The 12,158-nt window shown below is 43.6% G+C and carries 15 protein-coding genes and 3 tRNA genes; 8 read left to right on the top strand and 10 right to left on the bottom strand.

The features are described 5' to 3' along the window. Nucleotides 1-119 precede the first annotated feature (119 nt). The 7 genes from HYV65_01270 to HYV65_01240 all read left to right on the top strand — a co-directional run bounded on the left by HYV65_01270 (nt 120) and on the right by HYV65_01240 (nt 2,864). The gene (locus HYV65_01270; protein ID MBI2462846.1) at nt 120-323 is read left to right on the top strand and encodes a hypothetical protein; all 204 of its coding nucleotides are present in this window, start codon (nt 120-122) and stop codon (nt 321-323) included. Between the two features lie 291 nt (nt 324-614). Then, nucleotides 615-686 (top strand) — tRNA-Met (locus HYV65_01265). A gap of 185 nt (nt 687-871) precedes the next feature. Continuing rightward, nucleotides 872-1,171: a GIY-YIG nuclease family protein gene (locus HYV65_01260; GenBank protein MBI2462845.1), complete on the top strand. Its 300-nt coding sequence runs from the start codon at nt 872-874 to the stop codon at nt 1,169-1,171. 2 nt (nt 1,172-1,173) lie between these two features. Next, nucleotides 1,174-1,245: transfer RNA gene (locus HYV65_01255), tRNA-Met, on the top strand. A gap of 518 nt (nt 1,246-1,763) precedes the next feature. After that, nucleotides 1,764-2,432, top strand: a complete 669-nt coding sequence (locus HYV65_01250) for an LOG family protein (GenBank protein MBI2462844.1) — start codon at nt 1,764-1,766, stop codon at nt 2,430-2,432. Between the two features lie 23 nt (nt 2,433-2,455). Then, nucleotides 2,456-2,680, top strand: a complete 225-nt coding sequence (locus HYV65_01245) for a hypothetical protein (GenBank protein ID MBI2462843.1) — start codon at nt 2,456-2,458, stop codon at nt 2,678-2,680. Nucleotides 2,681-2,785: 105 nt separating this feature from the next. Continuing rightward, nucleotides 2,786-2,864 (top strand) — tRNA-Asp (locus tag HYV65_01240). A gap of 218 nt (nt 2,865-3,082) precedes the next feature. Here HYV65_01240 and HYV65_01235 read toward each other — a convergent pair. From HYV65_01235 to HYV65_01190, 10 genes are all read right to left on the bottom strand, one after another. Further along, nucleotides 3,083-3,607, bottom strand: a complete 525-nt coding sequence (locus tag HYV65_01235) for a hypothetical protein (GenBank protein MBI2462842.1) — start codon at nt 3,605-3,607, stop codon at nt 3,083-3,085. A 122-nt stretch (nt 3,608-3,729) separates the two neighbouring features. Further along, a complete protein-coding gene (gene gatA / locus HYV65_01230) occupies nt 3,730-5,238 on the bottom strand; it encodes an Asp-tRNA(Asn)/Glu-tRNA(Gln) amidotransferase subunit GatA (protein ID MBI2462841.1) in 1,509 nt (502 codons plus the stop codon). Nucleotides 5,239-5,378: 140 nt separating this feature from the next. Next, entirely contained in the window at nt 5,379-5,708 is a 330-nt protein-coding gene (gatC, locus tag HYV65_01225) for an Asp-tRNA(Asn)/Glu-tRNA(Gln) amidotransferase subunit GatC (protein ID MBI2462840.1), read from the bottom strand. Nucleotides 5,709-5,905: 197 nt separating this feature from the next. Further along, nucleotides 5,906-7,972, bottom strand: a complete 2,067-nt coding sequence (gene ligA / locus HYV65_01220) for an NAD-dependent DNA ligase LigA (protein ID MBI2462839.1) — start codon at nt 7,970-7,972, stop codon at nt 5,906-5,908. A gap of 60 nt (nt 7,973-8,032) precedes the next feature. Next, nucleotides 8,033-8,398 carry a hypothetical protein gene (locus HYV65_01215; GenBank protein MBI2462838.1) on the bottom strand — a complete coding sequence of 122 codons (366 nt, stop codon included), beginning with the start codon at nt 8,396-8,398 and terminating at the stop codon, nt 8,033-8,035. Nucleotides 8,399-8,534: 136 nt separating this feature from the next. Continuing rightward, a complete protein-coding gene (locus HYV65_01210; GenBank protein MBI2462837.1) occupies nt 8,535-9,215 on the bottom strand; it encodes a prepilin-type N-terminal cleavage/methylation domain-containing protein in 681 nt (226 codons plus the stop codon). A 3-nt stretch (nt 9,216-9,218) separates the two neighbouring features. After that, nucleotides 9,219-9,767: a prepilin-type N-terminal cleavage/methylation domain-containing protein gene (locus HYV65_01205; protein ID MBI2462836.1), complete on the bottom strand. Its 549-nt coding sequence runs from the start codon at nt 9,765-9,767 to the stop codon at nt 9,219-9,221. A 111-nt stretch (nt 9,768-9,878) separates the two neighbouring features. After that, nucleotides 9,879-10,397, bottom strand: a complete 519-nt coding sequence (locus HYV65_01200) for a prepilin-type N-terminal cleavage/methylation domain-containing protein (GenBank protein MBI2462835.1) — start codon at nt 10,395-10,397, stop codon at nt 9,879-9,881. Nucleotides 10,398-10,502: 105 nt separating this feature from the next. Beyond that, entirely contained in the window at nt 10,503-11,369 is an 867-nt protein-coding gene (locus tag HYV65_01195; GenBank protein MBI2462834.1) for a prepilin peptidase, read from the bottom strand. A gap of 123 nt (nt 11,370-11,492) precedes the next feature. Continuing rightward, entirely contained in the window at nt 11,493-11,960 is a 468-nt protein-coding gene (locus tag HYV65_01190) for a type II secretion system protein (GenBank protein MBI2462833.1), read from the bottom strand. 55 nt (nt 11,961-12,015) lie between these two features. Here HYV65_01190 and HYV65_01185 point away from each other — a divergent pair. After that, nucleotides 12,016-12,158: hypothetical protein (locus tag HYV65_01185; protein MBI2462832.1), on the top strand; the 143-nt coding region annotated here is incomplete at its 3' end.

Below are 12,158 nucleotides of genomic sequence, written 5' to 3'. Positions count from 1 at the left end.
AACTGCACAGCAGCAGCAGCAGCAGCAGCAGCAGCAGCAGTCGGGGCGGGGTGTTGACATACCGATTTAATTTGCTATACTTACACCACAACAATTTGGTGTTTTATGCGTTTGGCCATGTGAGCCAAGGCATAATAAAGGAGAAAGGAAGAACTGTGCGCGAAAAAACAATAGTATGCGGCGATTGCGGTGAGGAAATTGAAGGAGGAAAGATTTTCTATTGCTCGTGTTCGTCCGAAGAAGGCCTTACTGTTTTATGCAGAGAATGCGGGCTGGAACACGATGAGCAAGAACATCCGGTTCGGGTAAAATTTTCAAAATGATCCTTTAGGGTCTTTTTTCTTTTGGGCAAGCAACCGCTTGCCCTTTTTATTTTTGACTTTACTGTCTTTATACTGTTAATCTAGTAATTAGTTCCTAAAAAAGGAGGTTGCGATGATGCAAAAAATACTTGCAAGTGATAAGGAATACGAAGAGCTTGAAAATTTTTTGCTTTCACTTGATAAGGAAAACAAATAACGAAAAGCATCAGTATACTTGGGTCGCTGTATATAGCGGCCCTTATTAATTGGTTGTATTAAATGCATTATTATGATATAGTAGTCTAATGTAATAGCGGGGTAGAGCAGCAGTAGCTCGCAAGGCCCATAACCTTGAGGTCGCAGGTGCAATTCCTGCCCCCGCAACCGCGTAAAGAAAATTGCTATGCAATTTTCCACGCGGCACCGCCCCGTATAGGAAGGTGCTGCGTGACAAGAAGCACGTTATTAACGTGCTTCTTGTATTTACGCGTGCCACGTGGAGCGTGGGCGCTAGAGCGCCTTTACGTCCTTTACGGGGCATACAAAATATAATATAGTAATTGAAGAATATGTATTATGTTGTCTACGTATTAGAGAATCAATTAGATAAGAGTTGGTATATTGGCTTCACGGCTAATGTAGACGCGCGACTAGCTCAACACAATGAAGGTAGAGGTGGCAAAACTACAAGAGATAAACTACACGGTGGTTTAACTGATGGATTCGATAAAATCTGGAAGCGAATTTACTGTGAGACTTATATTAATAAAAAAGATGCGCTGGGTCGGGAGCAATTTCTAAAAAGCGGATCAGGTAGAAAATTTTTAAAGAAACAAATTAGATATTATCTAGAAGAGAGGCAAACTTAAACGCCGGCGTAGCTCATCGGAAGAGCAAACGTTTCATAAGCGTTGGGTAGAAAGTTCAACTCTTTCCGCCGGCACACGCTTGACAAGATTATAGTATAGTGATAAAAGATAATTATGAATTCCCTAACCCAAATAAACAATAAAACAACGACTTCCTTTTTCTGGCATTACTTTACCGGCGCTTTTCGCGGCGATTTTGTAATGCTAAGTCCTTATTTGGGTTAATCTCAATAAAAACTTGGCACAACAGGACCAGCCGTGAAAACGGCTGGTTTTTTGTTTTTCGCCATCGGCGAAAAACAACCCTGAGCGAGTATCCCCCACTAATACGGGAGATACGAGTCAAAGGGTATGTTCTTTAATAAGTCGCCGAAGAAAGGAGGCAAGCCGTGATAGGAGAAAAGATGCGCATCTATATCGGATTGAATAAACAATGACATAAGCAAGATTGCTCGCGTAAAAACAGCGATGATAACATGGAAGAACTGATTATTGTCGAGGAAAATCTTCTGCGCTACTGGAGCACTAGCACCAAATACATGTGCCCCGAATGCAAAGCAACGACTGAAGTTACGGACTAAGGAGGAAGGCAATGGGATATGCTAACTTCGGGAAAGATTATGATTTCCGCGAAAAAGTACGGGAGCTTTTGCGAGGCCGCGAAGGTGCGGGCCCCATTAGAGGCGATGCCTCGAACGGGGCGAACAGAAAACTGCAGATTGGTGTAATGGGCTCTGCGGCTGATCTGGCTTACAGCGACAACATCGCAAAGCTAGCTGAGCAAATCGGCAAATACGTAGCTCTCGCAGGCGCTGTGCTAATGTTCGGCGCGGAAAAAGATTATGACTCGCTTTCCACAGCGGCCTGCCGTGGCGCTAAAAAAGTTGGCGGACTGACTATCGGCGTAACTTATGGTAAAGGACTTGATGATGTGTACGAGAAAGAAAACGCGGACATCATCATCGCAAGCGGCATGGAGCGCGGAGGCGGACGGGAGTTGGCGCTGGTGCTAAGCTGTGACGCAATCATTTGCATCAGTGGCGGATCTGGCACGCTCACAGAAATTGCAATCGCCTATCAAGCCAATATTCCGATAGTCGTATTGCGCGACACCGGCGGCTGGAGCGAAAAACTCGCAGATCAATACCTCGATGCACGCAAGCGCGTGCAGATAGAAGCTGTAAAAACCGCTAAAGAAGCTGTACTAAAAGCCATTGAGCTGAACTGCTGGAAGTGGCTGACCGGCGGGTTGGAACACTAATGAAAGCCATGATAAAGTTCGCAATGAAAATCGTCGACATCCTTGAAAAAATTATAGTGACTGGAATCATAGCAGGAGGAATTGGTTTTGTTGGAATACCTCTTAATCTCTACTTAATCCATAGTATGTGGCTTGGAGCAATCATAGGCAGTATGCTGATATTTGGCCTGCTCTCAGCAATACTATTTGCTACTGTCGGTTTGATTATAGTCGCGATCAAGGAAGAGTGTCCACGACTTAGCGTCTAACACGCAAGGGGGTAGTCTGTTTTTACAGACTACCCCCTTTACTTTTCTTACGCGCAGTAGACGAAACTCCTAATTTGCCCTAGAATATATTCGTTACCCACAAAAGGACCCGTGGTGTAGCCTGGTCCAACACGTCAGCTTGTCACGCTGAAGATCGCCGGTCCGAATCCGGTCGGGTCCGCCATCCTTCGCCAAGGCTTCGGAATGGCTTTATGCCATCCTAATCTTTTGACAAAACGCGGACGACAGAAAGGCATTCCGAAGCTTTAGCGTAGGATACCGATCGTATCCGCCAAAATAAGAACACTCCGCATCGCGGAGTGTTCTTATTTTGGCGGATATCTAGACTGCGACGCCCTTGCTTTACTCCAATTCATATTTATTTTCCTCAAATTTTTTTTATTATACAAATATATCCAACTCCTGAAAAATTTTTTCATAAATCCCCATAACGTGGTCAAATACCGGACGATTCAAGCGATACGTGAGATCCTGTTCCAAATACACACGCACCTGATGGGCTTTATGCGCATCCTCAAGATAAGGAAAGTTTCCCGGCTGGATTTTTAAAAGGCGCGCATCCAAATTTTCACCATCATAGCCAATCGTTGCTATAATCTCATCTAATATATTATCTGAAGAAATTAAGGCTTTGCGCCACTGCGCTTCATCTTCAACCTCACTTTCTTTAATAATGCGCTCCCATTTCTTGCGAAACTTGCCTGTTGGTAAAACAGTTTTGCGCCACGCGTTAATGAAATCCCAGATATAATTTTCCAACAGCTCTGTTTCAAACCAAGACATATAAATAATCATCCATATTAAAAATATGGTGATGATAAAACCGCCTATCGGTAGAATAATGCCCGGATAAGAGTAAATAAAATTATCGAACGCTGTGATTGTTTGTTGTAGCTGAGGAAACATGGGGAAAGTTTAACATTATCAACGAATAACGAATCTGTTACGAATAAACGAATCTACTGTGAGAGAGTATGCGTAAATTCGTACGTGATTCGTTATGCGTTGATTATATTTGTGCTGCAAAATTAACTACTATGTAGCCACTCTGCCACGCTAAGAACCTCGTCATCATGGTAAAGCTTGCCCATAATCTGCAAGCCAACTGGCAGCTTCTTGCCGTCCTTCGCCGAGGCTTCGGAACGACTCGCGCCTTCCTTCGCCAAAGGCTTCGGGGTGGCGCCGCCATCTCCTTGCTCTATCCAGCCGCATGGTAAGCTCACCGCCGGCAGACCGGCAAGATTAACCGTTACCGTAAAGATATCCGAAAGATACATAGAAACCGGGTCTGCCACCTTCTCGCCTGCCTTAAACGGAAGGTTGGGCGTAGTCGGAGTCATTATAACATCAACTTTCTCAAATGCCTTCTGAAAATCTTGTATTATGAGTGTTCGTATTTTTTGCGCGCGAATATAATAAGCGTCGTAATAACCCGCCGACAAAGTATAAGTTCCGAACATAACGCGCCGGCGCACCTCTTTGCCAAATCCCGCCCTACGAGAATCATTGTATATTTGCGAAAGATTTTGTGATTCTCCAGGACCCAACATTGAAAATCCATACCGCATACCGTCATATCGAGCCAAATTAGAAGAAACCTCCGATGGCATCAAGATATAATAAGCAGCCAACCCATAATCAGTGTGTGGCAAACTTATCTCTTCCACCGAAGCGCCCATTTCTTGATACCTCATAATCGCCTCACGGACACTTTTTTCAATCACAGGATCAATGCCGGAAATAAAATATTCTTTTGGAACACCGATACGCAATGTCTGCGGCTTTGGCAGTTCCTCGTGTGAGGAAATATCAAGCGAGGTTGAGTCAAAACGATCCTTTCCGCGAATAACATCAAACACCATATGCGCATCCTCAGCGGTAAGAGCAAGTGGCCCGATTTGATCGAGCGACGAAGCCATTGCCATAAGCCCATGACGTGACACCGCGCCATAGCTTGGCTTAAATCCAACCACACCGCAAAACGCTGCTGGCTGGCGTATTGAGCCACCAGTATCAGACCCCAGCGACGCGGCGCACATTCCCGCGGCAACTGCTGCCGCGGAACCGCCCGAAGAACCTCCCGGTACACGCGATACGTCATGCGGATTATGCGTTGGACCAAAGGCAGAATTTTCTGTAGACGAGCCCATCGCGAATTCGTCCATATTTGTTTTGCCCAACAATACAGCGCCAGCATCTTTTAATTTGCGAATTACTGTCGCGTCATAGCTTGCCGTATAATTTCCCAAAATTTTTGAGCCGGATGTGCACGTCTCCCCCTCAATAAGCATATTATCCTTAATAGCTATCGGAATGCCTAAAAGCGACGAGTAAGTCTCGCCCGTTTCCAACATCTCATCCGCGCGAGCTGCGTCCTGTAACGCCCGCTCCTGCATAACGTGAAGATATGCCGCGATTTCAGAATCTTTCTCTTCTATTTTTGAAAGATACGCGCGCGCCAACTCAACGGAGCTTACTTCTCGGCTAGCTAGCTTCTTTTGAAGTTCTGTGATTGATAGTGAGGTGATGTCGTCCATAAAATTATGCTTAAAAAATTTCAAAGTCCAAATGTCAAATTACAAATCAATTCCAAATGACTTAATGTCAAATGCTAAAACTTTGGATTTTGAACTTTGACATTCATTTGACATTTGTAATTTGGACTTTGATATTTAGTCTATACTTTCTTATTTTCAAACACCGTCGGCACCTTCAATAAATTGTCTTGCTTCGAAGGCAGCTGCGCTATCATTCCTTCCGCCCGCATCTTTTCTTTTTCCTCATTAACACCATCCCGCTCATCATCGCGCATAATGCTCTTTAAATCTCCCGCCTGGCTCGTTGGCTTTACGCCTTCCACGGAAACTTCTTGTAATTTTTCTACAAATGTTAAGACTGCGGACAAATCGCCACGGAATGATTCTGCTTCATCGTCGGTGATAGACAATTTGGCGAGCTTAGCGACATGCAGTACTTCTTCTTTGGTTAATTTTGAAATTGATTGCATAAGATTACGTCCGTCAATTATTTTATCTCAAACCTCAAATGGCAAAACTCAAATCTAAATCTTAAATCTAAAATCTTCGCCGTAGTTTTAAGATTTGAATTTCAGTTTTGCGATTTGAGATTTGAATTTTGAGATATCGTGTTAAAATTAAAACTTAAAAATTTTGTTACAACCTAACCAGATATTGATTTTATACCCTATTCTTTTATCATACGCAAAAATTCTTTTTCGTCTATTATGGTAACGCCGAGTTCTTTTGCCTTGTTATATTTTAACCCTGGCTCTGAACCCCCTACAACATAATCTGTATTTTTTGAAACAAAGCCGGACGAGTCACCGCCAAGCTTGCGTACGCTATTTTCTGCCTCCTCGCGCGAGATTGCATCCAATGTACCTGTAAAAACGAATGTTTTTCCTGCAAACTTTCTGCCTACTTGTTCCTCTTTCTGTATGCGCACCCCGACCTTCAAAAGATCATCAATCAGCTCGCGATTACGCTTTAATGAAAACCATTTGGCAATTTCTTTGGCAGTAACCTCGCCAATATCAGGAATACTGCGAAAATCTTCCTCTTTCGCTTCAAGGATACTGTCCAGCGAGCCGAAATGTCTCGCGATATCTAACGCGGTCTCCGATCCAACATGGCGAATGCCCATCGCAATAATAAATCGCGATAAGGTTACTTTTCTGCTTTGTTCTACAGAATCAATAATGTTCTGCGCCAATTTCTCTCCGAACCCCTCAAGCACAACCAGATTTTCCTTCTTCAAACGAAAAATATCAGCCGGACTTGTAATAAGACTCTCTTCGAGCAGCGCATCGATAATCTTTGGCCCCATGCCTTCAATATCAAAACCTTGCCTTGAAACAAAATGATAGAAGTATCCGCGCTTACGCATTGGGCACTCCCTGTTTGGACAACGCCATATAGCTTCGCCCTCCGGTCGTTCCAGTGTTGTATGGCAAGCGGGGCATTGCTTTGGCATGTGGAAAATCTTTTCTTTGCCGGTACGAAGACCGTCTACTACTTTTATTACATCCGGAATAACATCGCCCGCGCGGCCGATAATCACTGTGTCGCCAATTCGTACATCAAGCCGCTTAATTTCATCTTCATTATGCAGTGTGGCGCGGCTAATAGTCACCCCGCCTATTTCAACCGGCCTAAGGTGCGCAATGGGTGTCGCCGCGCCGGTTCTCCCAATATGAATCTTAATGTCTTCAATGATTGTAGTCGCCTGCTTTGGCGAAAATTTGCGCGCCCGTATGCCGCGCATTCCTTTACCCGCTCTTCCTAAGCGCTCAAATAAATCACTGCTTTGCACCTGCACGACAATCCCATCAATCTGAAACGGCAAATAATCTCGTTTTTTATTGATAGATGCAAAGTATGCCGCAACTTCTTTTACATCCCCGCACTCTCTTGCTGTGTCGTCCGTGCGAAATCCTAGCCGCGCTAGAATCTCATGCTCCTGACCGTGCGTTGTTTGGCCGAGATCAGTGACAACATCATATGCCAAAAACCTTAGAGGCCTGGATGCGGCAAGCTTTGAATCGAGCTGACGAATTGACCCCGCCGCGAGATTACGGGGATTTGCGAATGGCTCCTCGCCCGCCCTAATGCGCTCCTTGTTGAATTTATCAAATTCTTTCGTATACATATATGCTTCACCACGCACCTCAATATGTCCGCTCGAAAACGCTCTTTCAATTCTATTTTCAATTTCTTGGGTAAGTTCTGCAAACTCGTGCCTGCCTTTGGGCAAATTTTTCTGTAATTCCAATTTCAACGGAATGCTCTCTATGGTTTTTAGATTACTTGTAACGTCTTCGCCGACCGTTCCATTGCCGCGCGTAGCGCCTCGTACGAAAATACCGTTTTCATAAATAAGAGACATGGCAAGCCCATCAATTTTTAGCTCCGCAAAATATGAAAGATGCGAGGCGCTTGGAGCCAATCGTTTCAAATACTCCTCCCAATCAATGAGTTCATTATCAGTGAATGTATCCTCAATAGAAAGCATGGGTATTTCGTGGCGCACTTTTTTGAATTTCGAAAGCGCCTCACCTCCAACGCGTTGAGTAGGCGAATCCGGCGTGATAAACTCCGGGTACTCCTGCTCGAGGGTGTAAAGTTCATGTTTTAACGAATCCAAAACCGCGTCAGAAATTTCTTCGCGATCAAGCACGTGATACAAATAGCGATGATAATTAATCACCTCTTTTAACTTTTCTATGCGTTTTTTAGCTTCTTCCTTATTCATTATTTGCATGGCTTATTACGCCCACAATGACGTATTTAAAATAAATTTCAAGATTCAAGTCTAGTATGATACCTGAATTCTGCGACTTAAAACGTCAAACGACCCCGTGGAAAATATGCAGATATTTACAATGCTAGCGGGGCACTCGCCATTGCCGGGAGTAGAGATAATAACATCATACGCCGCGCCGTTTACAAAAACTCCGTCATTAAAATTTACTTGATTATCATTTTGTCGCAAGCGATAAAGCGCTCGCTCAACGCCGGCATCAGCCGCATAAAATGCCGGCACATAACGACCGACATCGCCCGCCTGTTGCGCGCCAGATAAAATAATACTAGACATTCCTAATGCGATTGCTGTGATACTAGCGCTGACCAACAGCGCCATAATAAAAATTTGCCCTTTTTGTGAATTACTGCTCATAATATTATTCAATCCGTCATTGCGAGCCCTTCGCTTAGCTCGAGGTAAACTCCGCGCGAAGCAATCCTGTTAGTCGCGCAAATAGATTGCTTCGTCGTTGCTACTCCTCGCAATGACGTACGAGGAATTATTAAAATTAACTTTGCGGTACATCAATTGGACGATCACTCACTGTAGTTTGTATCGGCACGATTACTCCTGTTGGAACATCCTTTACTACCCCTTGCGCCGTCATGGATATCGTAACGAGCGGTTGAAGGCTGTCACTCTGCGCCCCGCCTTGCACCAAAAAAGATAGGTTGGTAATTTGCACTGCGCTAATTGATGTTAAGTCGATAGGACCCGTGCCATCCATCCACATCTGAATCTTATTTGCGCCAGAAGAAAATTTTATACATTTTCCACTACTATTAATAAATAATATGTCGCTGCTTACAGGCGGCGCGTCGGGGAAAAAAGTATTGTTAGGAGCTACAACGCATACACCGGTGGCATCAATTTGCGCAAGGCGCATTTGTCGCGACATATATTCAATCGCAAAACGCGTACTATCGCTCAAATTTTTTTCTGCAATTAGATTGCGCTGTGCTTGCAGAGCCGATATGAACGCTATCGCGCCCACCCCTGCCACAATGCTAAAAATAGCAACTCCCAATAAAAGTTCGATGAGCGTGTATCCATTTCGCAACCCCCTATACGTCATTGCGATCCGCCCTTGGCGGAGAAACAATCTAGTTCCTAGTATGATGAGACTAGATTGCCGCGCCCCACAGTTGCGAGGCGCGCGATGACGAAAAATAAATGAAAGCATATCCATATATTATTTCCAGTTATAAAGATGATCTTCCGCTGTGAGCTGGCTGGTTCCCCAATTAACCGTGCTTTGCACGCGAATGTAGTTTGCCTGTGGATTGCCAGGATCGTCAGGATTATCCATGACCGTAAGCGTAATACATCGTGAGAAAATCGTTGCGCTACCCGCATCATCATGAACATACATAGGTATGCCGTATGTACTTTTTTGAAATAAATTAGTTGTAATAGAGCCACATGTTGCCGATGTAAGAACAACGGGTGACGCAGAAGGATCCGTTATAAACGTATCTGTCGTTCCCCCGATTGTGACATCAATAAGACCTGTGTTCCAAGGCTGGTCAATAACCCAGTTTGTGGTGCGAATATTTTGCACAAGCTCTACTCCCTCCTGCGCTAAGTTTGCGGCGATATGCTCATTACGAACACTGCCAGTTAAAGTCGTGGATTGCGTTATTAAGGATAAAGCGCCGACTATGGCAATAGTTAAGATTGCCGTAGCTAACAGTGTTTCAATTAGGGTGAAGCCGGATTGGCCATGATGAATCTTTTGCATAATAATACTTGACAATAATCAAAGCTAACAAATCTTTAATGTCAAATTATAAATAAAGTCCAAATGATTTAATGTAAAAACTTTAAAACTTTAGACTTTAGTTATTGACATTCATAGATATTCCACCCATATTGCGCCGACGTAGTTTACATTAACAATTTGAGTATAAGATCCATCAGAACTTGTAATAGTTATTGTTATTGTAGAAAAAGTGCCGAGTGGGCCGCCATTTGTGTACACGTCCGGCGTCGGCGCAACAAACGAAACATCCATATTAGTCCCAGTTTGCAGTATGGCATTTTCCTCAAGATTTATAGTCTGCTGTTCTTCGCCATCATTATATACATGATCCTGATTAATATCAGCAAAAATATATATAGGCTCCCCCTCTTTTATATGAACTCCAAATCCTCCCGCGGGATGGTTCCCGCCAACTGTTTTCCCGCCTAGCGCGTCATTCTGCGCCTCGCGCAACGCAGCAACAATTCTCTGCGCAGACAAATCCACTGCCAAAATTTTATCTCCTTCGCGGCTATTTACTATAGTAATTATAACAATAATTGCTGTGATCGCTATAACAATAAGCAATTCTATTAAAGTAAATCCTGTTTGCTGATTATGCTGGGTCATACAAATTACTAATACCTAGCTAACCTACTTTTGAACCTTCCGCGTATTTCCGCGTTTAGTCTGCGGTGGCTACGAGTGCCGTTAAAGACATTGCCCATAACGGCACTACACTGCCAAAAATAAATTTATATATGATGAATAGATTAGCATTCCCCAAAAATTCGCCATCGCCGTTCCTATTATCAAAAAAGGGCCAAATGGAATCTGGCTTTGCATGCTTTTTTTGCCCAAAGCAATGAGGACGAGTCCAAAAACAGCGCCTATAATCACCGACAGAAAAAGCGCGACAAGCACCTTTTGCGGACCCAAAAGAAGCCCCATAAAAAATACTAACTTCGGATCTCCCAGCCCCATCCACTCTCCTTTAGAGAAAATAGAAATTGCCGCAAATGGTAATGCCGCAACCACGCCCGACACAATCGCTGTAGCCGCCGCTATCCATCTTATATCAGATAGGTGGCGCACTAGTCCCATATCTGAGATAGACCATCCAATAAACGGCAACTTCCAAACAAACTCTAGATTCCAAACGCCAAACAAAATAGCGATTAAAGTAGTAATAATTAGAAAAACGAGTACACTGTCAGGAATAATATAATGTTTTAAATCATACACAAATATTATCAATAGCCCTGATGCTATGGCCCACTCAAATACTACATACAATGCAATTCTAATAGAATCATGAGCGATAGGAGTGTGCCATAAAATGAATGCGAAGAGAATCCCTGTTACTAACTCCATAATTGGATATTGCCATGATATTCTTTCTTTGCACGAACGGCATCTTGCTCTTTGAATAACGAAACTGACAAGCGGTATAAGTTCATACCATGAAAGCTCACGCGCGCAGTTTAGGCAACGAGAGCGATCGAAGATAATCGGCTTGCCGCTGTCCATGCGATGCACGACAACATTCACAAAACTTCCCACAAAAAGCCCGAAAATAAATGATGCGATAATAATACTCATATTTTCATTATATCATATCTAAAATTCATCTCCAAAGATTATTTTTGTGGAAGCCAGGCTTCCACAAAACAAGCCCCTAGTGGTGCTAGGGGCTTGATAAATAATCCTAATAACTAGATGTTGTTACGGTTGCAAGCAGTACGCAGGATCATCGCAAGTACAACCATTCGCCGTGCCGTCTTTGTCATTGGAACTAGACAGGACAGCATTGGCCGTATCCTCTAAAACTGCTTTGATTGTATAACTTTGCGGATTCGCTATTGCGTCTACCGCATACTGATAGCTAGAACCCGAGCTTGGGTCATCAAATGTCTGACCAATTAAGCCCTGCAAATTTGTTAAAAAGTTTTCGCAGGTTGCATCCGCTGCCGCTATAGGATATTTGTTGTTTGTTGCGTAATATAGCTCCAAGGCAAGTTGTGTAGATTTCATATCAGACACGCGCTTAGTATCACGAGCGCTTCGCCTCGCGCCGTTCAAAGAAACAAGCACAACTCCTGCCAAAATACCAATTATGGAGATAACAACAAGCAATTCTATGAGGGTGAAACCCTTTTTACTTGAATTTATTTTTTTAAATTGATTTATCATAATGAAGTAAAGCAACCATTTTAAATTTCGTTTATTTTATGTTCCCGTACCTCTTATGCAGTATATGGTCGCGGAATCACAGGCAGTGCTAGCAGCACTTGTGCCATCTGAAGCACTCTTGAAATTTGCCGCAGCCGTGCACCCGACTGGCATACTAGCAAGAGGCACACTGCTTTTCATAACATTAGTGATCCCAGT

The organism is Candidatus Spechtbacteria bacterium (genome assembly GCA_016188605.1).
In the GTDB taxonomy this organism is placed as follows: domain Bacteria; phylum Patescibacteriota; class Minisyncoccia; order Spechtbacterales; family JACPHP01; genus JACPHP01.
This window is presented reverse-complemented; position numbering and strand designations above follow the sequence as displayed.

What these genes read in the sequence shown, in the direction of transcription:
- HYV65_01260 (MBI2462845.1), top strand. Translation starts at nt 872, where the DNA reads ATGTATTATGTTGTCTACGTATTAGAGAATCAATTAGATAAGAGTTGG.
- HYV65_01250 (MBI2462844.1), top strand. Translation starts at nt 1,764, where the DNA reads ATGGGATATGCTAACTTCGGGAAAGATTATGATTTCCGCGAAAAAGTA.
- HYV65_01245 (MBI2462843.1), top strand. Translation starts at nt 2,456, where the DNA reads ATGAAAATCGTCGACATCCTTGAAAAAATTATAGTGACTGGAATCATA.
- HYV65_01235 (MBI2462842.1), bottom strand. Translation starts at nt 3,607, where the DNA reads ATGTTTCCTCAGCTACAACAAACAATCACAGCGTTCGATAATTTTATT.
- gatA (MBI2462841.1), bottom strand. Translation starts at nt 5,238, where the DNA reads ATGGACGACATCACCTCACTATCAATCACAGAACTTCAAAAGAAGCTA.
- gatC (MBI2462840.1), bottom strand. Translation starts at nt 5,708, where the DNA reads ATGCAATCAATTTCAAAATTAACCAAAGAAGAAGTACTGCATGTCGCT.
- ligA (MBI2462839.1), bottom strand. Translation starts at nt 7,972, where the DNA reads ATGAATAAGGAAGAAGCTAAAAAACGCATAGAAAAGTTAAAAGAGGTG.
- HYV65_01215 (MBI2462838.1), bottom strand. Translation starts at nt 8,398, where the DNA reads ATGAGCAGTAATTCACAAAAAGGGCAAATTTTTATTATGGCGCTGTTG.
- HYV65_01210 (MBI2462837.1), bottom strand. Translation starts at nt 9,215, where the DNA reads ATGGATATGCTTTCATTTATTTTTCGTCATCGCGCGCCTCGCAACTGT.
- HYV65_01205 (MBI2462836.1), bottom strand. Translation starts at nt 9,767, where the DNA reads ATGCAAAAGATTCATCATGGCCAATCCGGCTTCACCCTAATTGAAACA.
- HYV65_01200 (MBI2462835.1), bottom strand. Translation starts at nt 10,397, where the DNA reads ATGACCCAGCATAATCAGCAAACAGGATTTACTTTAATAGAATTGCTT.
- HYV65_01195 (MBI2462834.1), bottom strand. Translation starts at nt 11,369, where the DNA reads ATGAGTATTATTATCGCATCATTTATTTTCGGGCTTTTTGTGGGAAGT.
- HYV65_01190 (MBI2462833.1), bottom strand. Translation starts at nt 11,960, where the DNA reads ATGATAAATCAATTTAAAAAAATAAATTCAAGTAAAAAGGGTTTCACC.